This window comes from Candidatus Viridilinea mediisalina (genome assembly GCF_002532535.1).
Classification (GTDB): domain Bacteria; phylum Chloroflexota; class Chloroflexia; order Chloroflexales; family Chloroflexaceae; genus Viridilinea; species Viridilinea mediisalina.
Genome location: NZ_NQWI01000088.1, coordinates 1 through 20,184 on the forward strand (window position 1 = coordinate 1; position 20,184 = coordinate 20,184).

Consider the following 20,184-nt stretch of genomic DNA (forward strand, 5'->3'; position numbering starts at 1 on the left):
TGAGGCGTGAGGCGTGAGGCGTGAGGCGTGAGGCGTGAGGCGTGAGGCGTGAGGCGTGAGGCGTGAGGCGTGAGGCGTGAGGCGAGGAGTCTTCGCGTCTTCGCGTCTTCGCGTCTTCGCGTCTTCGCGTCTTCGCGTCTTCGCGTCTTCGCAAACGGTAAAGCCGCTACGAACCATCCCTTAAAATCCGCGCTCATTACAGGCAGCATCAAGTTCTTGCCATGGTTGTTTCTGACACGCCTTGGACGCCATCTCGCCACTGTAATTATCAAAGAGAACCAAGTGGACGCCGAGACGCTTGACCCGGCGCTTGAGCGGATCGCGCCGTATGGTCTCGGCTGCAACCATCTTCGCATAGAGAATCGAAAAAACAATCTCAAACTCTAAGGCATGCTCACCATAGCTGTGTGACATACAATGAATAAGGTCAAAGTTTGATGATATAAGCTTGTGTGATGTGCGATTGTATATAACAACAAAATCGTTATAAATTGTACCAGGTATTTCTTTTTGGCTTAATATTTTCAAACGATTAAAGATGTCGCTATCTTGTGCAGGCCGACTAAGTGCATTTGGATGTGAATGGTAGACTTGCCTTGCATCAAAATGCCCTCTGCCATATTCCAGAATGCTTCCATCACGAAAAAGACGTAAGACAGGCATAGCTAATGGCTCGTTATAGTAACCCAATCTTGAAAATTTACATCCTGATACGTTTATGATATACGATAGTAGGCATCTTGACAAGTTGAGGTTGCCAGCCTCTCGCTGGTGGAGCTACACCCCATGCGCATCCCTCCAAAAACTCTTTTTGTTCCATGTTGGCGGCGAAGCCGCCAACATGGAACAAAAAATGGGGCTTGGGGCGCAACCCCAACACATAACACCAATTACCCTTGAATATGCCGCATCATCAAGAAGGTGAAAGCCCATTGGGACGCCATGTTCGGCAATCTACAATCTACAATCTACAATCTACAATCTACAATCTGAAATGGTATAAGTAGCGAGATAGTACCAACAGGTAACGGAATTATACCTCGCATCATAACGCTCAACTTGTTATAATGAACATATGCTCCCCTAATATCTACTACCCTTGAGCATGCCACATCATCAAGAACGCTAAAGCCTATTGGGACACCATGTTCGACAATCTACAATCTACAATCTGAAATGGTATAAATGGCTACCAGCAAGGAGGCTGCTATGCCTATGCGAACACCAAATGACACCACTGCTCGGGTTGCTCAGGCTTACCTCGAGTGGGCCTACCTTGAAGAGTACCTCAAGGGAGTAGGTCACAGTGTTGAAGATCTACAGACAATGCCCGCTGAACGTGCCAAAGAGTTGATGCGCGATGCTTCCCTCTTTGCCTCAATGCGGATGTCGGAAGTTGAGGCGCGTTCCCACCTCATGGAAGAACTCCACGGTGGCCCTATGCCGATGTGAGACGATCACGTTGGGCCACAAAGGCTGCGCCTTTGCCTAAGCGTGTGTTCACCGGCAAACCTGCGGCACAGAGCGGGCATTCCTCTGCGGCGTAGCTCTCAAGTGGTACTGCGCTAATGCAGTAGAGCGCCGGAGCGTTGAGTTGTGCCGCCGTCAGTGCTCCACGGTTGCAAAGCGCTCCGACGCCTACCACTTCGCCCCCTGCTGCTCCTACTGCTGCTACCACCATGCGTGCGGAGCCACCAGTGGTGAGGATGTCTTCTACTACGAGGACGCGCTTGCCCGCCACGAGCCTATCGTAGCCCCGGCGGAAGGCGCGTTGTTTCGTGCCGTCGCTCTGCACTTCTTCTTCCGCATAGACTGCCAACACCTCGTAGCCCAACAGGCTACTTAGATGGTGTGCCGTCCATTGTGCCATAATTACCCCGCCAACTGTTGGCCCAGCCACTACCTCTACGCCTACTGTTGCGTAGTGTTGCGCCAATTGGGCACAGATTGCGCTCGTTGCAGCGGTGTGGGGGTAGAGTGCGTCTTTGTTGACGTAACTTGAGCCGTGTCGCCCTGAGGTGTATACCAAGTGATCATCGGTAACCAATGCACCAACATCGTTCAGTAAGCTCAGAGGGTCTGGATGGATCATGGCATTGCTTTTTCAGATTGGAGATTGGAGATTGGAGATTGGAGATTGGAGATTGGAGATTGGAGATTGGAGATTGGAGATTGCCGAACATGGATTCTCAGTGGGTTGAGCCGAATTTCGCTCTTCCTGCCCTCACACCGCTGGCCCGGCCCGCTCCTCTACCCGGAACTCACTGAAGCGCACCCGTAGCCCACGTTCGTCGGAGCTCTGCAGCATGATTCCGGTGCGCCCGGAGATGCGTAGATCGGGGGGTAGTTCAAGCTCTGGGAGCGTCTGCCCATTGATCGTGATGCGTAAAACTTCGCCCTGCGCCTCGATGCGAATATGGTTGCTCGCACCTACACCAGGATTGACCGCTGGCATGAGGGTGGGCGGAATGATCAAGCCCCCTTCAGGCCCGTTGCGGAAGAGCATAATGCCCCCTTGAGGCAGGATCACGAGGCTCATGAAGTCAAATTCGCCGTCATCGGCAAACATGAGCCCATAGCCGCTGCCCTCAGCCATACCGCCCTCCACCAGTTGCGCTTCGGTCTCAAGGATGAAGTGATCACCTACAGCCGAGCTGCCCACGGGTAGTGGTTGTTGCCACGTAATGACCGGGCCACCAACTGAGAGTTCGTAGCCGCCATTGCGTAATACCGCACCACCAACGCTCCAAGGCGCATCGGCGGGGTTACTGAAATCTTCGTCTAAACGCAGGCTCTCTTGGTCGCCAGCAGTGGGGCCAATCAGCGCAAAGCCCTCAAGGTTGTCGAAGCGTACCACGAGCCCACCCTCAGCAAAGGTGACCAGCCCAAGGGTCAATTGGCCCACTTGGGGGTCAGGGTCGCTTACGCTGAGTACCTCGGTGCCATTGATAAAGCCGGTGAGCTGTGGGCCATCGGCGATCAGGCGGAGCCGATTGATCACTCCGGGGCCGGTGCGGATCGCGGGGTGTTGGGTCCAAGCCACGAGTGGGGTGTAGTTTTCGTCTTGCACGCGCACGAGACGAAAATAGCCCGAAGGACTGATCGAAAACATGAGATGGTCGTCGGGGGCACGTTGACGGAAGCGAATGCCAAACTCAGCTTCAAGTGGGCCTGCCGTCTGCATGGCATCCACGGCTAGATCAAAGTCACGTAGCCGCCCTTCGCCCAAAAAGAGGCCATAGGTATCAAATTCAGCCCGTTCGAGGCTCATCTCATACGTACCGCCCACCATGCGCGTCTGCGAGAGCTCCCAACGATCTGAAGGTTGGGCAAAATCTTCAACAATATTGACCGGGCCGGGCGGTAAAGGGGTGAACTTCTGGGGAGCCTCGGGTGGCGGATTGCTTGCTGGTGCAACCGCCAGCAAGGGTACCTGGTTGCGCAGCGTCGGATTGAGTAGCACCAGTGCCACTACGACTACTCCGACGCAACTAATAAAGGCGGTTAACACCGCCGCAATGATCAGCAACATTTGGCGCGTTGTGCCCGCCGCGCTGTTCTCTTCAAAACGTTCTGGATCGGTCATGGTGATCTATACATACTTGCGAGGATGCGTGATCTGAAAATTCTATCAACTGGCGCTGGAGTGCCGGCTTTAGCCGGCTAAAGCCAGCACTCCAGCGCACGCCCACTAGCTTTTCAGACAGCTTCTTAGATTTACTGTACCTGGGCATCCCGCGCAACCCAGCCGGTAATCTGAGTGACAGCGGCGGCAATCAGGCCAGTGAGCAGCGCATTGGCAACGGCGCTACGCGGCAAACTCAGACCGCTCTGCGGTGCAAGGGCCGGTTCGCCCGTCATCTCTTCGGCCAAGCGCAGCGACGCGGCGGTGAGCGCCAGGGGGATCAGCGAGCCAGCACCGGCCCGCATGGCGGCCCCAAGCACCCGGGCGCCCTGGTTGTCACCTATGTTCGCAAACTGTTCACGCGCCTGCGCGGCGGGCGTCTTGCCCCTACGCAACGAGCTTGCCGCTACGCCCAGCGACCCCAGGCCCACAAAACTGCTCACAAAGATCGCCCCGCCAGTGACAACTGTCTTAGCGTAGACCTCGGCAGGCTGTAGGCGAAAGGTTAGCAACTGGCTCACAAAGGAGAGCAGGTAGAAGATTGAGCCCCAAAAGCTGGAGAAGACCAAGGCACGGCTGAGACTCTCATCGGCGATGGCGGGATTGGACTGGGTTGGCATGGATTCGTTGGTCATGGCAGTTCCTTAACATTACTCAAAGCGCAGGCTATCCCACTCCAACTCGGTGTTCCCGATGCGCACAAGGTCACCCTCTTGCAGCCCAGCGTTAAGGAGAGCTTGGCTGATCCCGGCAGCATCAAGCACACGTTGGAGCCGATCTACCGCTTCATGTTGGTTGAAGTTGGTCATTGTGAGTAGGCGTTCGATCTTGATCCCACGCACGCGCCAGGCATTCTCTTCCCGCTCCACGGTGAAACTATTCTCATCGAGGACTGGAATAGGCCATGTAATCGGTGCTTCCTTGGGATCAACCGGATCGAGCATGGGCGCTGGTTGTTCACGCAACAACTCCGCCACCCGGCGCAACAGATCATCTACACCTTCACGCGTGGCGGCGGCAATAGCAAAGCAATTGGCTTTCGTGAGGCCCAATTCGCTCCGTAGACGTTCAAGGTTGGCACGCGCTTCTGGCAGATCGATCTTGTTGAGAGCCACTACTTGAGGTCGTTCAGCCAATTCGGGTTGATAGAGGCGCAACTCCTCGTTGATCTGGCGGAAGTCAGCAACAGGATCACGAAAATCCACACCCGCAGCATCCACCACATGAATAAGCACGCGGGTGCGTTCAACGTGGCGCAAGAAATCGTGGCCCAAGCCCACACCCGCGTGGGCTCCCTCGATCAATCCGGGAATATCGGCCATCACAAAGCGGTCGCGTTCACCTACGTCCACGAGGCCCAAATTGGGTTGTAGGGTGGTGAAGGGGTAGTTGGCAATCTTGGGCCGGGCGGCGCTCACTACCGAGAGCAGCGTGGACTTACCGGCGTTCGGAAATCCCACCAAGCCCACATCGGCAATCAGTTTTAGTTCCAAATCGAGGGTCAACGCTTGCCCTGGTTCGCCCAACTCGGCAATGCGGGGTGCCTGGCGCGTCGAGGTGGTGAAGTGCATATTGCCCAGCCCGCCGCGCCCACCCCGAGCAGCGAGCAGGCGCTGCCCAGGGCGCGCCAAATCAACTTCATAGCTCACGCCGTCAATCATAGTGCGCACAACGGTACCCGGCGGCACCCTGACGGTACGATCGCGCCCCTGACGCCCGTGCATGTTGTTCTTCTGGCCATTGCCCCCTGCATCGGCAGCAAACGAGCGCTCATAGCGAAAGCCGAGCAGCGTATTGAGGTTTGCATCGGCCTGCAGGTAGACGTGGCCGCCGCGGCCCCCATCGCCCCCATTTGGCCCGCCACGAGGCACGAACTTCTCGCGGCGAAAAGTCGCCGCCCCACCGCCTCCGTTGCCTGAACGGATCTGGATGGTTGCGCGGTCAAAGTAGTCTTCAGCCATAATGTATAGAGAGGTAGAGAGAGGACACCGAGGATTGAACCACAGAGGCACCGAGAACACAGAGGTTTTTTATGGAGAGGACACCGAGGATTGAACCACAGAGGCACCGAGGACACAGAGGTTTTTTATGGAGAGGACACTCGCATGGAGCGATGGACCTACCTGCTGTTCTTCTGTTCTGCTGTTCTTCTGTTCTTCTGTTCTCTGTTCCTCTGTTCTCTGTTCCTCTGTTCTCTGTTCCTCTGTTCTCTGTTCCTCTGTTCTCCTGTTCCTCTGTTCTCTGTTCCTCTGTTCTCTGTTCCTCTGTTCTCCTGTTCTGCTGTTCTGCTGTTCCTCTGTTCCTTAGTTCTCCCCGCCCTACCCCTTCGGCTCGCCCTCAGGCTTCTGCTCACTCTTGGTTGCGGGGGGATCGTCTTCGCGCACGGCCTTCTTGAACTCACGGATGCTACCACCAAGGGCGCTACCGATGCCCGCGAGGCGCCCCGCACCAAAGACGGCGATAACAATGATGAGGATAATTAACAGTTCTTGCCAGCCAAGCATGATCTACTCCTTTTCCAGCAACGAACGTGCTCGCTACTCAAAAATTCCACTGCTTACATACCTACGATCATTATACCTAAGCAAAGGGGGGTGTCAACTTTGGTTCTTGCGGTAAGGGGGCGCGAGGGAACATGGTTCCCTCGCGCCCCCTTACCGTATCAACTACCGCAGTGCGCCCGATAGGCCGCAAGGGTTCGTTCGGCACTGGTGCGCCAAGCGAACTGGCGGGCACGGGCGAGACCGCGACTGCGTAGTTCAGCGGCAAGTTCGCGGTCGCTGAGCAGGCGGCCAAGCGCTTCTGCAAAGCCATAGTGATCGTATGGGGGCACCATGAGCCCGGCGTCGCCAACCACTTCGGGGAGGCTGGAGCTATTGGAGGTAATCACCGGGGTGCCACATGCCATGGCTTCTAGGGGCGGCATGCCAAAACCTTCATAGATCGAAGGGAAGACAAAGGCCGTTGCTGCAGCATACCAGAGTGGCAGTTCGTCCTCTTCTAAATATCCAACGAAACGCACATGATCACGCAGTTTGAGTTGATCCAGCCGTCGAAAGATCTCATCGTAGAGCCAGCCCTTGCCCCCGCCAATCAGCAGCGGTACGTCTGGGAAGCGTTGGGCAACTTCGGCATAGGCCGCGAGCAGCGTAGTCAGATTTTTGCGCGGCTCAAGGGTACCGACACAGAGCACAAAGCGCTCCGGGAGCCCTTGGCGCGCCCGAAAGGCCGCAAGGCTTGCCGCAGACGGGGGCGCAAAGTGGGCCCGCGCAGCATTGGGCGTTACCACCACCCGCTCACTTGGTACCCCGAGCAACCCAATTACTTCACGCCGGGTATGCTCAGAAACAACCAGAATCGCGCTGGCCCGTCGCGCACTCAGCCGTGTTGCAAAATCAAGGTAGGTGCGATTGTAGGCCCGAAAGGTCTCTGGGAAGCGGATAAAGGCCAAATCGTGAATGGTGATCACGGTTGGCACCGGGCAGACCAACGGCGCGATATTGAGTACACCATGAAACAGATCGGCGCGAATCTGGCGCAGCAACAACGGCGCAACCAACTGCTCCCAGGGAATCCGCACCCGTGGATTGATCGTTGGCCAACGGCTTGGCAAAACCCGAAAGTTGCTTGGCAAACCTAACGCCTGCTGATCCAGCCCACGGGTGGTATAGACACTATAACGCCCAACGTGATCGAGTTGCCCCAGATGAATCAGCAGTTGCTCAATGTAGTGTGAAACCCCAGCGCGCCGAAAGGAACGGGTATGGGCGAGCAGATGGGCGTTGATGGCGATGTGCATATTTTGTGTACGGTAACGTTATGGGTTGGCGTTGGAGTGCCGGCTTTAGCCGGCTAAAGCCGGCACTCCAGTGTGCGCCCCCTGGCTTTTCAGACAGCTTCATTACCTGTTAACGTGTAAGCTCAACATGATCAAAATGGGGCACCAGCCCCCAAGCCGAAACCGGATAATAGATCAGCCAAGCTTGGCCAACCACCCGATCAAAGGGCAACGAACCCCATTCACGCGAGTCGCTCGAATTGCCACGATTGTCGCCCATCACAAAGATATGGCCTTCGGGCACAACGACCGTATCGGATTGGCAGGCATACCCAAAGACACAGTAGGTCGGAGCGCCTTCTAGGAAGGGCTGATGCAACTGCTGCCCATTGACAAAGACCTCACCATCACGAATATCAATCTCGTCACCTGGCACGCCGATGACCCGTTTGATATAATCTTTGGTCACATCCTGGGGATACTCAAAGACCACAATGTCGCCTCGGCGGGGCTGGTAGAAGGGGTAGATCACGCGGGGCGGTAGCTCCTCTTGGCCGGGCAGCAAGCGCAAGGGCGCATTGATGTCAAAATGGAAATAAACTAGCTTGTTAACCAGAATATACTGTTCACTATGCAATGTCGGCTCCATACTGGAGCCTTCAATCTTGAAGTTCTGCACGATACCGCGCACAATGAAGAAGATCAACAGAATGAAGATCGCGGTTTCTAGCAATTCACGCACAACACCCCGCACGCGAAAGCGGCGTGCAGGCTGCTGAACCTGAGCTTCTGGCTCATCCCAGGGGCGATCTTCACTAGGCGCAAGCGGCGGAACAGAAGAATGTGAGGCTTCCAAGGGAGCAGCAGACCGCCGTGGTGTCTCTTCCATGCATCCATGGCAGGCATGTGCGGCGAATCGTCCGCCCACACACCTATAATATTACGCTACAATAGTCTCAGCCACACTGTGGAGCATGCGCTAACAGGGGCGCAGGTATTATACCTGAGCCATGCACAAAGCGCCAGAGATATTTAGCCTCTAGGAAGCTCATCATGACCAATCAGCCCGAACTGGCCGATCTGACCTCCGTGGGCGCGGATGGTGTGCCGGTCTGCAATGCATGCCAGTGGCATTGCGCGTTACCTCCTGGCACGACAGGGCGCTGTCAGATGCGCTCCGGTTCAGCCGAGGGGATTGTACTCCACAACCACGGGTTGATTGCTGGAGCCTCGATCGGCCCGATTGAGGATCATCGCCTTTGGCATTTCTTTCCCGATTCATTGGTGTTGGCCATTGGTGGCTGGGGGTATGCGACGGTCACTGATCAGGGGCGCGGCCCCTATGGTTCCATTCCACTCGATCCTGCCAAGCAGCGTAAGCTTGAAGCTAATCGCGCCGCCAACTTTGCGCTTGAACGGCTCTGCCGGGGCGTCGTGTGGGCCTTTGGCGAACCTGCCGTGAACCACGAGTATGTGCGTGGCCTAATTCAACTCAGCCGCGCCGCCAGTCGCTATACCGCTATTGTGACCACTGGCGCGATGACGTTGGAGGCGCTCGATCAGTTTGGTCACTACCTTGACGGCATGAACCTCGATCTTCGTGGTTTCAGTGCGGCAAGCTATGCGCGTTTGGGCGGTCTACCCGATTGGCGTCAGGTTTTGGCTGTAGCTGAACGTACCCGCCACCACTGGAAATGCCACATGGAGGTGACAACCCGCATCCACCATGGGGTCAATGATAGTGTTGATGAGTTGCGTGCCCTTGTTGGGTGGATCAAAGAGGCCCTTGGCGCTCATACGCCTTGGCATGTGCTGCCGGGTGATGCGGGCAGCGAGACGAGTGCCGCGACGATGCGGGCACGCCGCTTGGGCATGGAGCATGGCTTGCAGTATGTCTATGGCTCTGAACCCAACCAAGCTACCCGCTGCCCCGCATGCCACCATACCTTGATCACCCGCACCGGCGGGGTCTCACGCCTCGTTGGGCTCAATGGTAGCGCCTGTGGTGAGTGTGGCCACGAGTCGCGGCTGCACCTGTCGATCTTTAAGCAACGTTAGGGTTAGGGTTTTATGTTGCGCTGTGGCGGCTTCGCCGCCACAGCGCAACATAATAGGGATGGTGGGGCTGTGCCCCATCCGCATGCGTGCTGAACTACCCCAGTTGCGCCACGCCTTCGCCTGGGCGGTTGCCAACGACCTCAACCGCGCCCAACAACTGATCGGCGATTGCGCCGAACTCCAGGCCGCCTTTGGCCTCGCCCGCGAGGGGCTAGTCTGGTGCGAAGAAGCCCTCGCGGCGGCAGAGCAGCGCGGGACGCCCAGCGCTGTAGCGAGCGCATGGGTGTTGATTGGGAACGCCCGTAGCCGCGTAGCCAACCTGGCGGGAGAGGATCGGCGGGCGCGGTTGCACGCCGCCCTCGCGGCCTACGACGAAGCGCTGCGCTTCAGAACGCCCGAGAGCGCACCGCTCGCCTATGCTGCAACGCAGAACAACCGGGCAGCGATCCTCAGTGCGATCGCCAGCCTGGCGGGGGAGGATCGGCGGGCGCGGCTGCGCGCCGCCCTCGCGGCCTACGACGAAGCGCTGCGCTTCTATACGCCCGAGAGCGCACCGCTCGACTATGCCATGACGCAGGGCAATCTGCTCAATCTGCATCGTATGTTGGCGGATGATCCAGCCGAGCAGCGCCGCACGCGGTTAAGCCAGGCGCTACGCTGCGGCATCGCGGCGCTGACCATCTTCCAGCAACAGGGACACGCAGAGTATCAGCAACGGATCATGGGGTTGTTGCAGCGCTTCCGCACAGATCTTGGTGGCGAGTTCGCCGAACTCTGGGCTGAACTCGCGGTCGGACCGCTGCCAGCGTGGTTGGCTGATGCACCTGATCAGCCGTCTGCTGCGCTGCACGAAGCAATCCAAGCCCGCCTGGCTGCCGCCGGTGTTACCGACGAGGCGTCGTTGCAGCGTGCGCTGGCGCAAGACCCGGCGTTGTTCATCCAGATGCTGATCGCTGCACTGCTCCAGATGCATGAAGACGAGGAGTTGGACGCCTTCTGGCAGCAGGTTCCGGTTGAACTTGAAGAGCCCCTGATTGTAGCCGCTGAACAGTTGTTGGCCCAGGCTGAAGAGGTGGGCGATGCGAACCTGGTGGCCGCTCTTGGTCCGCGGATCGAGGGCTTACGCCATTTACGATTGTAGATTGCAGATTGCAGATTGCAGATTGTAGATTGTAGATTGTAGATTGTAGATTGCAGAACATGGCCTCCCAATGTGCTTTAGGGAAGCGGATATTGTTACGCATCCCAGCAGCCTGTCATGCTGAATAGTCCATGGGCAGGCATCGTAGTGCCGACTTTAGTCGGCTGAGGTCTTTGGCAGCAATGGGAAGCCGACTAACGTCGGCACTACCTACGGCGCAAACAGGAACGTTCCTACGAACCTTCGCTCAGGGTGGTCAAGCAACGGGGCAATCAACAACCTCCGCTTCCCTAATACCAATTACCATTGAACAGGCCGCATAGCAGATTACGTCAGACCGCATTGCAATGAGGTATACCCTGCTTGTCACTCGCCACTCATCACTCGTAACTGGTATAACTCGTTTAGCGTTGCGCTTGAGCATGTTGGCGATCACAATGCCTGCCTTGCTGCCGGAGCGCGCGCTATCGCACTCCAACCCGACGTCGCAATGTGGCGGCGCAACTACACCGGCACACTGATCAGCCTGGGGCGGCTCGCCGAGGCGGCTGAGGAGTTGGCGCGGGCGCGGGAGTTGGAGCCCGACGCGCCGCGTCTGGTTGAATTGGCGGCGGCGCTGGCCGAGGCGCGCGGGGAGGGGTAGGGGAACCAAAAAATTTGGAAGAACATGTAGGGGCGTAGCAGCGGCCCACTCTAGGGATCACCGCGTAGGAGGGAGCGTCCGGGCCGCTGCTACGCCCTGCCCGGTCACGATCACCAATCCATCGCATGCGTGGCGGATGTCATGGGATGGGACGCCAACCACCACCGCATGCATGGCAAACGCACACATCATCATTGCATCCCAATGGCCCACCGTGGCATTGCTGCGGGATGGTGTGACGCCGACGGGGAGGGCGTAGCAGCGGCCTTTGGCTTGCGGTGCCGACATGATTTTGTGAATGGCCGCTGCTACGCCCCTACAAGGATCTGTCCGTTTGTCAAGGGTGCGGTGCCGTGCCTCATCCCTAAGAGGCTGTCTGAAAAGTCTATGAACTGGTGTTGGAGTGCCGGCTTTAGCCGGCTAAAGCCGGCACTCCAGTGTGTGCCAACTGGCTTTTCAGACAGCTTCTAAAAGCTAAAGGACCCCGCTAATGGCAAGTGATCTACAGAAGACCGTTGCTGGGGCGCTGCTCTTCGGCGCGAGTGCGCTGACTGGTAATGCGCTGCTGATGAATTCGGCGGGCGGCGTGGCGGTCAATTGGGCCGCTGAGGGCGTGGGGGGGCTGTGGAGCACGTTTGCCCGCCGCTCCGCTGGCGCGACGCCGCTGGCCGAGGCGGGGCGGCGGGCGATCCGCCGCGCTGTCGAGGAGCTCAAGGTTGACTATCGCACGCGCTACGGGTGTCAGGTGGATACTCGTGCTTTTGATCTGGTACGCGACTGTGCCGCTGCGGTTGCCACTATCGATCCGAGCGAGACACCCGCTGATGCCGTTGGGGCTCAACAAGCGCTCGCTGGTGCGCTTGGCGGTCTGCTCCATGGCCATGATGAGCGTCAGCGCGCTCTGCTAGAGAAGGATCTGCTGCCCCGCGTGGCGCGCACCTTCCGCGACGAACTGATTGGCGACGATGCGGCGCGTAGCGAGTACCATGCGCTCGTGCTTGCCAGCCTCGCTGGGCGGCTTGCTGCGCTGCAACCTCAACTTGCCCATCTGCCCGCGATCTACAACCAACTGCGCGACGCTGAGAGATTCAGCTACGCTCTGGCCGATTCGCTCGACACCCTGAAGGTGCAGGTCGCGGAGTTGCGTGCGGCGCTTGCACGGCTAGAGCAGGGGGCGGGCGAAAGCGTAGCCAGTGCGCTCTACCTCGGTTCGGCGGTTGCTGAAGAGGGCGGTAGGGCGGCGACGAAGAATGTGCAGCCTGATGGCCCGGTGTTTCCACCGGCACTGCCGCCCGCCCAGATCATTGCGATCAACTCGGCGATAGCGCGTGGCTCAGATTCCCATGCTACCGCCACGAACCGCTACGGGGCTGCATGCGCCCCTGAGCTATCCGGCGAACTAGGCCGCTCGCCGGCATTGCTGCTCACCCTCCAATTCACGCCGACGCCCACTGGCACCCAGGTGCGCTGGCAGGCCGACGAGCTTGGGGGCTACACCAGCCACTTCGTTGCGCCCTATTGCGGGCACATGCTCGCTGCGGTGTTGCGTGCGCTCGAACACCAGCAGCACCCAGCCTTCACCCTAGACTATCACGACCGCGAGAATCTGCATGCCATCGGGCTGCTTGACGATCCCATGTGCCTGCCTGCGGATCTGCCGCGCCGGGTGGGGCAGGCGCTCTATGCGGCCCTCGTGCGCGAACAGGGCATGGTGGCTTTGACCCTAGCCCAGAGCCAGGCGCGCCAGCATGTGCAGCGTACTCCCGATGACCTAGCCGTAACCCAAGCCCATCTGGATCAGCTCTGGCACGCCCTGGAGACACAGGGCAATGTTGTGATCACGAGGCTCAGCCCGGTGCGCCGCGATGATCTTATCCGGGCTATGGGCATGCAACCCGACATTGTGTACTACACCGGCCACGGCTGGTACGCCGAGGGGCGCGGTGTGCTGATGCTCGATCCATCCACGCCTACTGCTTCCGCCGATCTGGTAGATGCTGACCAGATCGCGGTGGCGTTACGGGGGGCACGCATGGTGCTGCTTGCCGCATGCCGAAGCGCACAGGGGCCAGGGATTGAAAGCGGGCGCACAAGCTTGCTAACGGGTGTCGCCCCGGCGTTGAGTGCGGCTGGCGTGCCGCTGGTTGTTGGCATGCAACTTGGGGTTACAGTTGCAGCCATTCAGTGCGCCGCCCAAGCCATCTACTGCGCCCTAGCTGAGGGTCACAGCGTCCAAGCCGCCGTTAGCCGCGCCCGCGACGCGCTCTACATCGCCGAGCCGGAGCGCCACTCTTGGTACGTACCAGTACTCTACGTTCGCACCCGCGAAGCGGGGCCAGTGTTCCTATAGGCGGACTGCGACACCCCCGATCCCATTGCCAAAGGCGTTTGGGATTGCGTATGCCGCTGTTGCGCTGCCTGATGGTGATTCTTTCGCCTACTAGCTACCCGACAGTTTGAATTTCCCGTTACACGACGTTCTTCAAGACCTCGCACGCCGACAGGCTGGCTTCGGCAAGCTGGCTTCGGCAAGCTCAGCCACCGAGCCACCGAGCCTGCGGCTGCTATGCGGAGGAAGCCCGCTTCGCGGGCTGCGAACCCTTCAGGTTGAGCCCGCGAAGCGGGCTTCGCGTAGCAGCGCAGGGCTTTAGCCCTGCGCCCCCTCTCCGTCCGCAGGCGGTCGCAATCTCCGCCGCTTCATCCGCGCTCAGGCGATCACAGATGGTGGAGTGGGTCGAGGGGGCGCAACCTCGGCCCATCACATCCTTCGGGATGCTGAGAGGCTGTCTGAAAAGTCTATGGGTTGGTGTTGGAGTGCCGGCTTTAGCCGGCTAAAGCCGGCACTCCAGCGTATGTCCCCCAGCTTTTCAGACAGCTTCTGAGAGGACCAACCTATGTTCGGCCTGATTCTGCCCATCCTGCCTATCCTGCTGATTTTGCTCATCGCTCTGCTGCTCCACTGGCCCTACCGCTGGGATCGCGCCTGGGACTTTCTGGGCCGCGAGGCGGGCGTACTTCAGGCGCTACTCTACCGCTACGAATATGGCCCCGCCTACGACCGGCTCGACTACGACGGCCTGCGTCGGCTTCAATCCTGGCTGCTCATGCTGCTCACCACGGTTGCCGGACGGTTCCAGCCCGAAGTGATCATCTGGCTGATCGAGGCCCTGCGTCGGCTATTCGGCTTCTAACAAACGCCACTAGCCGGATCAGATGCCCCCCAATGCTCGTGAACGAACGCTAGTTGGGCGCGGGCCTGAAAGCTGGCGCCGCCTTCATGCTGGTTGTAGCGCCAGACCGCGATGCGGCGCGGGCCCGCGTATGGCCGGTCATACGCCCAAAGAGTGGCGACGAACCCGTCAGCAGCGTCTCCATCGCATGCACCTGCGATCCGCAGAGGAAGATACGCACCTGTGCATGTTGAAAATGGTGATCCCAGGCATGCTGCAGCGCCGAGAGAATCGTCGGGTCGGCCTCAACCGCATAGGGCAACTCATCAAGCATGATGATATGCGCCCGTCCCTCAAGGTGGCGCGCAACCGCCTGCCAGAGATCGGGCCATGTAGCAAAGATCGGCGCTTGCTCCAGGGGCACCCCCAGCAAACGGGCGTAGAAACGCCGCCGCTGATAGGTTGGCAACTCCCGCTCCGCGACCCAATAGGTCGCCGCGACGCCACACTGCGTCGCCCAATAGCGCAGCAGCGCCGTCTTACCCACGCGCCGCCGGCCATAGAGCAGCACCAACTGCCCCGGCCCCGGACGCTCACGGGTAAGCAGGCTGCTGAGAAAGGTCAACTCCTGGGTGCGATTGATGAACATAGGGTTCAGGGTATGGCTTATAATGTAATTCTCAGTATCTATTAGATATTGTGAGACATAAGCGCGGAGTTCCGGGGAGGCGAAGCCGCTTCGATGGGGATTTGGGGCGCAGCCCCAACGCCAAGGGAGGGGTTCGGGGAGGCGAAGCCACTTCGATGGGGATTTGGGGCGCAGCCCCAACGCCAAGGGAGGGGTTCGGGGAGGGCGAAGCCCTCCCCGAAAATCCCTCCCACGATCCCAGAGGTTCCAGAAACATATCTGAAAGACAATAGCTATGGCACGCATCGGCTATGCGCGGGTGAGTTCAGTGGGGCAGAGTTTGGAAGTGCAATTGGCCAAACTCAAAGATTGCGACAAGATCTACCAAGAGCAGCGCAGTGCGACCGGCAAGCGCCCACGGCTCGTGGCATGCTTGGAGTATGTACGCGAGGGTGATACACTTGTGGTGACGCGCCTCGATCGCCTGGCGCGCTCGACGCTCCACCTCTGCCAGATCGCCGACGAGTTGCGCCGCAAAGAGGTGCATCTCCAAGTTCTCGACCAGCAGATCGACACGAGCGACGCAACGGGGCGGCTGCTCTTCCACATGCTGGGGGCCATTGCCCAATTCGAGACCGAGCTGCGCGCCGAGCGCCAGTTGGATGGCATCCACCTCGCCAAGGCACGCGGCGTCACCTTTGGTCGCAGCAAGCAACTCAGCCCAGCGCAGGTCGCCGAGCTACGGCAGCGGCGTCAGCAGGGCGTATTGATCCGCACACTGATGCAGGAGTATCGCATCTCGAAGGCGACGGTGTATCGTTACTTGAAAGTAGAATAATGATGCTTAAAGAACTGAAACTAGAAGACTGGAAAAGCTTTGCCAACGCAACCTTATACATTGATCCACTCACACTCCTGATTGGCAGTAATGCCAGTGGCAAATCCAATGCACTCGATGCGCTGCTCTTCCTGCATCGCATAAGCCAAGGTATTGCACTCTTTCCCGCCATTGCTGGCGACGTGAATCTTCCTGCGTTGCGCGGGGGAATGGAGTGGGTTTGCCGCAAGCCGGAGAGGATGTTCCGGCTTACCATCACGGTTGGCAGTCACCAAGAGCAGCAAGATTACCGCTACGAGTTGGCGGTGTTGGTGAATGGCACGCGGGCCGAAGTCTATGCGGAAGCCCTTGCCCTGTTGACCTATAGCCCCCGCCGCAAGAGTCCTAAAGAGAAGCTGCTCTTCCAGACGAAGCAGGAAGAGGCGAACGCGCCTGGTATCCCTACCTACTTCTCAACCGGAACGCAAGGTTGGGGCAAACGCCATGATTTGAACCGTTCTCACGCCATTCTGTCTCAGATCGAGACGTTGAACGTTAAGCGAGAGACTATTGAAGGCGCAAAGTTGGTGCTGCAGCAGTTGCAAAAGATCTTTGTCTTTGACCCCATTCCTAGCCATATGCGCACCTATAGCCCGTTGTCAGAACGGCTCCTGACCGATGGTTCCAATATTGCGGGCGTTTTGGCTGGGCTTGAGCATGAGCACAAGGCACGGGTTGAAGCGACGCTCACCCACTATCTCAAGGCGTTGCCTGAACGCGACATCAAACGGGTTTGGACTGAACTGGTCGGAAAATTCCAGACCGATGCCATGCTCTATTGCGAAGAGGGGTGGGAAGGCCAGTCTATGCATGAAGTGGATGCACGCGGTATGTCCGATGGCACGCTGCGTTACCTCGCCATCGTAACGGCGCTGCTCACGCGGGAACCGGGGAGTCTGCTGGTGATTGAAGAGGTGGACAATGGTTTACACCCATCACGCACGCACGTTCTGCTTGACATGCTGAAGATGCTAGGCAAGGAACACAACATCGATATTCTGGCCACCACTCACAACCCCGCGCTGCTCGATGCGGCTGGGGTGAAGATGCTCCCCTTCATTGTGGTCGCTCATCGGGATGAGGCCACCGGGTATAGCCGTTTAACGCAACTTGAGACGCTCGACCAACTACCCAAATTGATCGCAGGTGGCAGCTTAGGAAGCCTCTCCAGCAGAGGCCGCATTGAGGCCGCGCTCAAACGGGAGGGCGTATGAGCAAGCGGGTTCTCATCATTGACACTAGCATTTTGTGTGTCTGGTTAGCGGTGCCGGGCATGGAGACATGCGGGCCAGAACACGACAAGTGGGGGAAGCAACGAGTTGACGACAAGCTCAAGGCAGAGAGGGCGAAAAAGACGACCTTCGTACTTCCGCTTGCCAGCATTATCGAAACAGGCAACCACATTGCCCAGGCCAAGCACAGCCAAAGGAATCGCGGCCAAGCCCTAGCCGACCTCATACGAAAAAGCGCCGACGAAGAGTCGCCCTGGGCTGCCTTCTCTGATCAATCGGTCTTATGGTCGGCAGAAAAGCTGAAAGACTTGGCTGAATCCTGGCCCGACCTCGCAGCCGAAAAGCTCTCTCTTGGCGATGCAACCATCAAATATGTGGCTGAGTACTACGCGCAATTGGGCTATGCCGTCGAGATACTCACTGGCGACCAGGGCTTAAAAGCCTACGAGCCGATCCGACCAGTTGCCGTGCCACGGCGGCGGGGGCGGGGGCGGGGGTGATGGCATGTGGTGCCAAGCTATCGAGATTGATCGGTACAGATTCTTTATGTCGCAATCCGGTGGAGAGCAATACAAAGACAACGGGCCTTGCCGCCCTTGTACCCGACGTGGATCCAGTTAGCCTTGGGCGTGAGGTGGGTGTGCTGGTGTTCAAGCCAGGCAACATCGCTGACCCGACAGTCGGCCCAGTAGCCCAGCGCGAACAGGGCAGCCGTGCGTGGCGCGCCGTCGCGCTCAACGAGCGAGCGGAGGATGAATCGCTGGTCACCCGACAGCTCGCGGGGGGCGAACAGTGGCTGCGCGGGGAGGGCCACGGTGCGCATGGGGTTGCGCTGGAGCAGGTCCTGCTCCTCGATCAGTTAGCGGGCGAAGCCGTTGAGCGCAGCCTTCCGTTTGTGGCGGTGCCAAACAATGACTTGGTTGATTTTTCAACTTTGAAATTGATCTTCCCTTTGCGTAGGAGGGCAAACGTCCCGTCTACACTGAGCTTCTCGTTGTTCAGCGTGATCCGGACGACCTCTTCAGCGGGAACGGGGCTGTTCAGCACGCACCAGCCCACTCCGCGTACACTCGTCTGGAACCAGCCTTCGCCACCCATTGCGCCTGCGGAGATATGCTTTTGCATAGCTACGCCTACATCAACGGTTCCTTCGGCTGCATAGAACATCTGCTTTTCGACAATCGCTTCATCACCTTCTAGGCGAATCAGAAGAAAATGGCCGAAGGTTGGCTCCAAGTAGATATGTCCAGTGCCGCGATAGCGGGGCTTAAAGGTCGCCTCCCCGGTCATGACATTGGCGGCCATCTTCTTCATAAAGCCACCTAAGCCTCCTACTTGGTTGTCTAGGTTGATATTGCCGTGCATAAAATGTAGACCACCAGCCTCAATAATGGCGTCACTGTCGCGCAAGGTGATGCGTACCTGCTTGAGCCGTAAACCAACTTGTTGGGCAAAGAAGAGATTCTGAGCGCCCCTTATGTCCTCACTGCCACGAAGTTCGTTGTACTGTAGGATCTCTACCAGTGAACTCTTGCCTTCTAAGCGGGCGATCACTGTCGTGTTCAGTTCGCCATGGTTTGGCGCGCCGGTTGCGCTTGTCATTGGGGTCATTCCTCTGCTGATGTTCTATTACTGCGAGTTGCAGCTACTGATGTTTGTGTCCATTCTATCTGGCGGTGTTCATTGACAAAGTGATGTTCCTATAGTGATGAATGGCCCTACGCTGATCTTGGTACCAGGAATGCTTGGGTTAGGTAGCCATATCTCTTCGAGCGGCTTGTAGCGCCCGCTCCCTGATGCTGTTCCGTTGAGTGCATAGACACCTTGACGGGTTTGTAGTACGACATGATTACCGGGAAGGCACTGGATGGTGCCTTCGTCTACAGTAAATGCCCACTGATCTCTATAGTCTGTACGTGTGACGTAACCAGGTGGGGGCTGTGTCGGTTGCGGGGGGCGTGTCGCTTGTGTGTGCTGCGTGGGTTGTGAGGGTTCTGTCGCTTGTAGCGGCGATTGGGCCGTGCTTTGCTCGTTATTGGGGGTAGCTAAAGCCAACGGACAGCAGCAGCAGAGGAGTCCGATAAGGCTCAGAAATACCATCTTGTTCAATAAGCTCGCGTGCCAAAATGCCCGCATACGCTCAATAGCTGGTTGCATCTGTTGTCTCCTGTAGATTGGGGGCTAGACAGAACTTCAACAATCTTCCGCTCTGGTGATGCTTGGTATCATGTCTAGTTTATATGCTATCCTCTAGCGCAAATGCGCCCAAATTAGGGGCGATATGGTGTAGATCATGCACCAACGGCGTTGCACCAAAGGAGGAGAGTGGGTGGAAACATGATTCCTGCGTCCACCTATTGCGCCAATTGCGCGACTGACCTGCCAGTCGCGCAATTGTTGTAGTAGATGCATGCATTCACAGTAGCGCAAAAGCAATGTTGTTGATCAAGTGGTGCGCTTCCTAGCGCCGTCGCCGCTGCGGAGCGAAGATCGCTTCGCGCTGCGCGTCACTTAGTGTGAGCCGCTCGACATGCTCCATGCGTGTGATGATCTGCGCCACGTCGGCAGCGGTCATGATCTGCCGTGTCCAGCAGAGGCGCAGGATCGCGGGCAGATCAACTACATCGATCCCATTGGTTTGGCAGTAGCGCACGGCGCGTCGATCATTACTGAGCAAGGGGATGCGGCGCTGGTGACAGAGCGCAATTGCTTCGCATTCGCCAGCATTGAGTCTTTGCGGCAGTGCGGTGGCCAGCACGCGCTCATTGTCGGTCAAGGCCAGCACCGGGATGTCACCCGCAGCGATTGCGTCAATTACAGGTGCAAGAGTATCCTCTCCAAAACCACTGGGCGGTGCGTGACGGCGTGGTGAAGTTCTGGTAGACTACCTGTATGCAGATTCCTGACATCAACCCCGATACCATTCCTGATGTGGCCACGCGCCAGATCGTGGTGCAGGTGCTGAACCTCGTTGAGACGCTCGCGGCAGAAAACGCCGCGCTGCGCGTCGAGAACCAGCAACTGCGCGATGA

General features: G+C 58.1%; 23 protein-coding genes. 9 read left to right on the forward strand and 14 right to left on the reverse strand.

Annotated features, from left to right (window positions below):
• Window positions 1-180: 180 nt before the first annotated feature.
• Window positions 181-663, reverse strand: coding sequence for a DUF7004 family protein (locus CJ255_RS22885; protein WP_124681968.1), 483 nt, complete (start codon window positions 661-663; stop codon window positions 181-183).
• 546 nt (window positions 664-1,209) lie between these two features.
• Here CJ255_RS22885 and CJ255_RS15695 point away from each other — a divergent pair.
• Window positions 1,210-1,452 carry a hypothetical protein gene (locus CJ255_RS15695; RefSeq protein WP_097645043.1) on the forward strand — a complete coding sequence of 81 codons (243 nt, stop codon included), beginning with the start codon at window positions 1,210-1,212 and terminating at the stop codon, window positions 1,450-1,452.
• On the opposite strand, the gene CJ255_RS15700 is transcribed toward CJ255_RS15695, so the two are convergent.
• The 7 genes from CJ255_RS15700 to lepB all read right to left on the reverse strand — a co-directional run bounded on the left by CJ255_RS15700 (window position 1,439) and on the right by lepB (window position 8,292).
• Complete coding sequence (locus CJ255_RS15700) at window positions 1,439-2,092, reverse strand: phosphoribosyltransferase family protein (RefSeq protein WP_097645044.1); 654 nt, start codon at window positions 2,090-2,092, stop codon at window positions 1,439-1,441. The two genes, CJ255_RS15695 and CJ255_RS15700, sit on opposite strands and share 14 nt — an antisense overlap.
• Before the next feature lie 132 nt (window positions 2,093-2,224).
• Window positions 2,225-3,586, reverse strand: coding sequence for a LamG domain-containing protein (locus tag CJ255_RS15705; protein WP_097645045.1), 1,362 nt, complete (start codon window positions 3,584-3,586; stop codon window positions 2,225-2,227).
• Window positions 3,587-3,717: 131 nt separating this feature from the next.
• On the reverse strand, window positions 3,718-4,260 hold the full coding sequence (locus tag CJ255_RS15710) for a hypothetical protein (protein WP_097645046.1): 543 nt from the start codon (window positions 4,258-4,260) through the stop codon (window positions 3,718-3,720).
• Between the two features lie 15 nt (window positions 4,261-4,275).
• Window positions 4,276-5,586: a GTPase ObgE gene (gene obgE / locus CJ255_RS15715; RefSeq protein ID WP_097645047.1), complete on the reverse strand. Its 1,311-nt coding sequence runs from the start codon at window positions 5,584-5,586 to the stop codon at window positions 4,276-4,278.
• Window positions 5,587-5,943: 357 nt separating this feature from the next.
• Complete coding sequence (tatA, locus tag CJ255_RS15725; RefSeq protein WP_097645049.1) at window positions 5,944-6,129, reverse strand: twin-arginine translocase TatA/TatE family subunit; 186 nt, start codon at window positions 6,127-6,129, stop codon at window positions 5,944-5,946.
• Between the two features lie 158 nt (window positions 6,130-6,287).
• Entirely contained in the window at window positions 6,288-7,424 is a 1,137-nt protein-coding gene (locus tag CJ255_RS15730; RefSeq protein WP_097645050.1) for a glycosyltransferase family 4 protein, read from the reverse strand.
• Between the two features lie 109 nt (window positions 7,425-7,533).
• Window positions 7,534-8,292, reverse strand: coding sequence for a signal peptidase I (lepB, locus tag CJ255_RS15735; RefSeq protein ID WP_097645051.1), 759 nt, complete (start codon window positions 8,290-8,292; stop codon window positions 7,534-7,536).
• 164 nt (window positions 8,293-8,456) lie between these two features.
• Here lepB and CJ255_RS15740 point away from each other — a divergent pair, with 164 nt between their 5' ends.
• The 3 genes from CJ255_RS15740 to CJ255_RS24700 all read left to right on the forward strand — a co-directional run bounded on the left by CJ255_RS15740 (window position 8,457) and on the right by CJ255_RS24700 (window position 11,245).
• Window positions 8,457-9,461, forward strand: a complete 1,005-nt coding sequence (locus CJ255_RS15740; protein ID WP_097645052.1) for a radical SAM protein — start codon at window positions 8,457-8,459, stop codon at window positions 9,459-9,461.
• 82 nt (window positions 9,462-9,543) lie between these two features.
• The gene (locus tag CJ255_RS15745; RefSeq protein ID WP_097645053.1) at window positions 9,544-10,602 is read left to right on the forward strand and encodes a hypothetical protein; all 1,059 of its coding nucleotides are present in this window, start codon (window positions 9,544-9,546) and stop codon (window positions 10,600-10,602) included.
• 490 nt (window positions 10,603-11,092) lie between these two features.
• Window positions 11,093-11,245, forward strand: a complete 153-nt coding sequence (locus CJ255_RS24700; protein WP_174714075.1) for a hypothetical protein — start codon at window positions 11,093-11,095, stop codon at window positions 11,243-11,245.
• Window positions 11,246-11,302: 57 nt separating this feature from the next.
• Here CJ255_RS24700 and CJ255_RS22895 read toward each other — a convergent pair whose 3' ends face one another.
• Window positions 11,303-11,533 (reverse strand): hypothetical protein, encoded by a 231-nt coding sequence (locus tag CJ255_RS22895; protein WP_124681969.1) that lies wholly within the window; start codon window positions 11,531-11,533, stop codon window positions 11,303-11,305.
• A gap of 202 nt (window positions 11,534-11,735) precedes the next feature.
• Between CJ255_RS22895 and CJ255_RS15750 the strand changes: the two genes are divergently transcribed.
• Together CJ255_RS15750 and CJ255_RS15755 are read left to right on the forward strand one after the other, a co-directional pair.
• Window positions 11,736-13,595 carry a CHAT domain-containing protein gene (locus CJ255_RS15750; RefSeq protein WP_097645054.1) on the forward strand — a complete coding sequence of 620 codons (1,860 nt, stop codon included), beginning with the start codon at window positions 11,736-11,738 and terminating at the stop codon, window positions 13,593-13,595.
• A gap of 544 nt (window positions 13,596-14,139) precedes the next feature.
• Window positions 14,140-14,436, forward strand: a complete 297-nt coding sequence (locus CJ255_RS15755) for a hypothetical protein (RefSeq protein ID WP_097645055.1) — start codon at window positions 14,140-14,142, stop codon at window positions 14,434-14,436.
• Window positions 14,437-14,485: 49 nt separating this feature from the next.
• Here the strand turns inward: CJ255_RS15755 and CJ255_RS15760 are convergent, their stop codons facing one another.
• Window positions 14,486-15,064 (reverse strand): AAA family ATPase, encoded by a 579-nt coding sequence (locus tag CJ255_RS15760; protein WP_165774747.1) that lies wholly within the window; start codon window positions 15,062-15,064, stop codon window positions 14,486-14,488.
• Window positions 15,065-15,338: 274 nt separating this feature from the next.
• Here CJ255_RS15760 and CJ255_RS15765 point away from each other — a divergent pair, with 274 nt between their 5' ends.
• Genes CJ255_RS15765 through CJ255_RS15775 form a run of 3 tightly spaced genes read left to right on the forward strand, consistent with a single transcriptional unit; the run spans window position 15,339 to window position 17,652 of the window.
• Entirely contained in the window at window positions 15,339-15,881 is a 543-nt protein-coding gene (locus CJ255_RS15765; protein WP_097645057.1) for a recombinase family protein, read from the forward strand.
• Window positions 15,881-17,134 carry an AAA family ATPase gene (locus CJ255_RS15770; protein ID WP_217352462.1) on the forward strand — a complete coding sequence of 418 codons (1,254 nt, stop codon included), beginning with the start codon at window positions 15,881-15,883 and terminating at the stop codon, window positions 17,132-17,134. Before CJ255_RS15765 ends, CJ255_RS15770 begins: the two co-directional genes overlap by 1 nt.
• On the forward strand, window positions 17,131-17,652 hold the full coding sequence (locus tag CJ255_RS15775) for a hypothetical protein (RefSeq protein WP_097645058.1): 522 nt from the start codon (window positions 17,131-17,133) through the stop codon (window positions 17,650-17,652). The genes CJ255_RS15770 and CJ255_RS15775 overlap by 4 nt, the downstream gene beginning before the upstream one ends.
• Window positions 17,653-17,696: 44 nt before the next feature.
• Here CJ255_RS15775 and CJ255_RS15780 read toward each other — a convergent pair whose 3' ends face one another.
• The 4 genes from CJ255_RS15780 to CJ255_RS15795 all read right to left on the reverse strand — a co-directional run bounded on the left by CJ255_RS15780 (window position 17,697) and on the right by CJ255_RS15795 (window position 19,928).
• Complete coding sequence (locus CJ255_RS15780; protein ID WP_097645059.1) at window positions 17,697-17,975, reverse strand: hypothetical protein; 279 nt, start codon at window positions 17,973-17,975, stop codon at window positions 17,697-17,699.
• A gap of 32 nt (window positions 17,976-18,007) precedes the next feature.
• Window positions 18,008-18,754 carry an AIM24 family protein gene (locus CJ255_RS15785; protein ID WP_165774748.1) on the reverse strand — a complete coding sequence of 249 codons (747 nt, stop codon included), beginning with the start codon at window positions 18,752-18,754 and terminating at the stop codon, window positions 18,008-18,010.
• Between the two features lie 78 nt (window positions 18,755-18,832).
• A complete protein-coding gene (locus tag CJ255_RS24935; protein ID WP_097645061.1) occupies window positions 18,833-19,309 on the reverse strand; it encodes a DUF2511 domain-containing protein in 477 nt (158 codons plus the stop codon).
• A gap of 304 nt (window positions 19,310-19,613) precedes the next feature.
• The gene (locus tag CJ255_RS15795; RefSeq protein ID WP_124681970.1) at window positions 19,614-19,928 is read right to left on the reverse strand and encodes a PIN domain-containing protein; all 315 of its coding nucleotides are present in this window, start codon (window positions 19,926-19,928) and stop codon (window positions 19,614-19,616) included.
• Between the last annotated feature and the right edge of the window lie 256 nt (window positions 19,929-20,184).

What these genes read in the sequence shown, in the direction of transcription:
- lepB (WP_097645051.1), bottom strand. Translation starts at nt 8,292, where the DNA reads ATGGAAGAGACACCACGGCGGTCTGCTGCTCCCTTGGAAGCCTCACAT.
- CJ255_RS15745 (WP_097645053.1), top strand. Translation starts at nt 9,544, where the DNA reads ATGCGTGCTGAACTACCCCAGTTGCGCCACGCCTTCGCCTGGGCGGTT.
- CJ255_RS15710 (WP_097645046.1), bottom strand. Translation starts at nt 4,260, where the DNA reads ATGACCAACGAATCCATGCCAACCCAGTCCAATCCCGCCATCGCCGAT.
- CJ255_RS15750 (WP_097645054.1), top strand. Translation starts at nt 11,736, where the DNA reads ATGGCAAGTGATCTACAGAAGACCGTTGCTGGGGCGCTGCTCTTCGGC.
- CJ255_RS15780 (WP_097645059.1), bottom strand. Translation starts at nt 17,975, where the DNA reads ATGCGCACCGTGGCCCTCCCCGCGCAGCCACTGTTCGCCCCCCGCGAG.
- CJ255_RS15785 (WP_165774748.1), bottom strand. Translation starts at nt 18,754, where the DNA reads ATGACAAGCGCAACCGGCGCGCCAAACCATGGCGAACTGAACACGACA.
- CJ255_RS24700 (WP_174714075.1), top strand. Translation starts at nt 11,093, where the DNA reads ATGTGGCGGCGCAACTACACCGGCACACTGATCAGCCTGGGGCGGCTC.
- CJ255_RS15755 (WP_097645055.1), top strand. Translation starts at nt 14,140, where the DNA reads ATGTTCGGCCTGATTCTGCCCATCCTGCCTATCCTGCTGATTTTGCTC.
- CJ255_RS22885 (WP_124681968.1), bottom strand. Translation starts at nt 663, where the DNA reads ATGCCTGTCTTACGTCTTTTTCGTGATGGAAGCATTCTGGAATATGGC.
- CJ255_RS15760 (WP_165774747.1), bottom strand. Translation starts at nt 15,064, where the DNA reads ATGTTCATCAATCGCACCCAGGAGTTGACCTTTCTCAGCAGCCTGCTT.
- CJ255_RS15765 (WP_097645057.1), top strand. Translation starts at nt 15,339, where the DNA reads ATGGCACGCATCGGCTATGCGCGGGTGAGTTCAGTGGGGCAGAGTTTG.
- CJ255_RS15730 (WP_097645050.1), bottom strand. Translation starts at nt 7,424, where the DNA reads ATGCACATCGCCATCAACGCCCATCTGCTCGCCCATACCCGTTCCTTT.
- CJ255_RS15700 (WP_097645044.1), bottom strand. Translation starts at nt 2,092, where the DNA reads ATGATCCATCCAGACCCTCTGAGCTTACTGAACGATGTTGGTGCATTG.
- obgE (WP_097645047.1), bottom strand. Translation starts at nt 5,586, where the DNA reads ATGGCTGAAGACTACTTTGACCGCGCAACCATCCAGATCCGTTCAGGC.
- CJ255_RS15695 (WP_097645043.1), top strand. Translation starts at nt 1,210, where the DNA reads ATGCCTATGCGAACACCAAATGACACCACTGCTCGGGTTGCTCAGGCT.
- CJ255_RS15740 (WP_097645052.1), top strand. Translation starts at nt 8,457, where the DNA reads ATGACCAATCAGCCCGAACTGGCCGATCTGACCTCCGTGGGCGCGGAT.
- CJ255_RS15705 (WP_097645045.1), bottom strand. Translation starts at nt 3,586, where the DNA reads ATGACCGATCCAGAACGTTTTGAAGAGAACAGCGCGGCGGGCACAACG.
- CJ255_RS15775 (WP_097645058.1), top strand. Translation starts at nt 17,131, where the DNA reads ATGAGCAAGCGGGTTCTCATCATTGACACTAGCATTTTGTGTGTCTGG.
- CJ255_RS22895 (WP_124681969.1), bottom strand. Translation starts at nt 11,533, where the DNA reads ATGTCGGCACCGCAAGCCAAAGGCCGCTGCTACGCCCTCCCCGTCGGC.
- CJ255_RS24935 (WP_097645061.1), bottom strand. Translation starts at nt 19,309, where the DNA reads ATGCAACCAGCTATTGAGCGTATGCGGGCATTTTGGCACGCGAGCTTA.
- tatA (WP_097645049.1), bottom strand. Translation starts at nt 6,129, where the DNA reads ATGCTTGGCTGGCAAGAACTGTTAATTATCCTCATCATTGTTATCGCC.
- CJ255_RS15770 (WP_217352462.1), top strand. Translation starts at nt 15,881, where the DNA reads ATGATGCTTAAAGAACTGAAACTAGAAGACTGGAAAAGCTTTGCCAAC.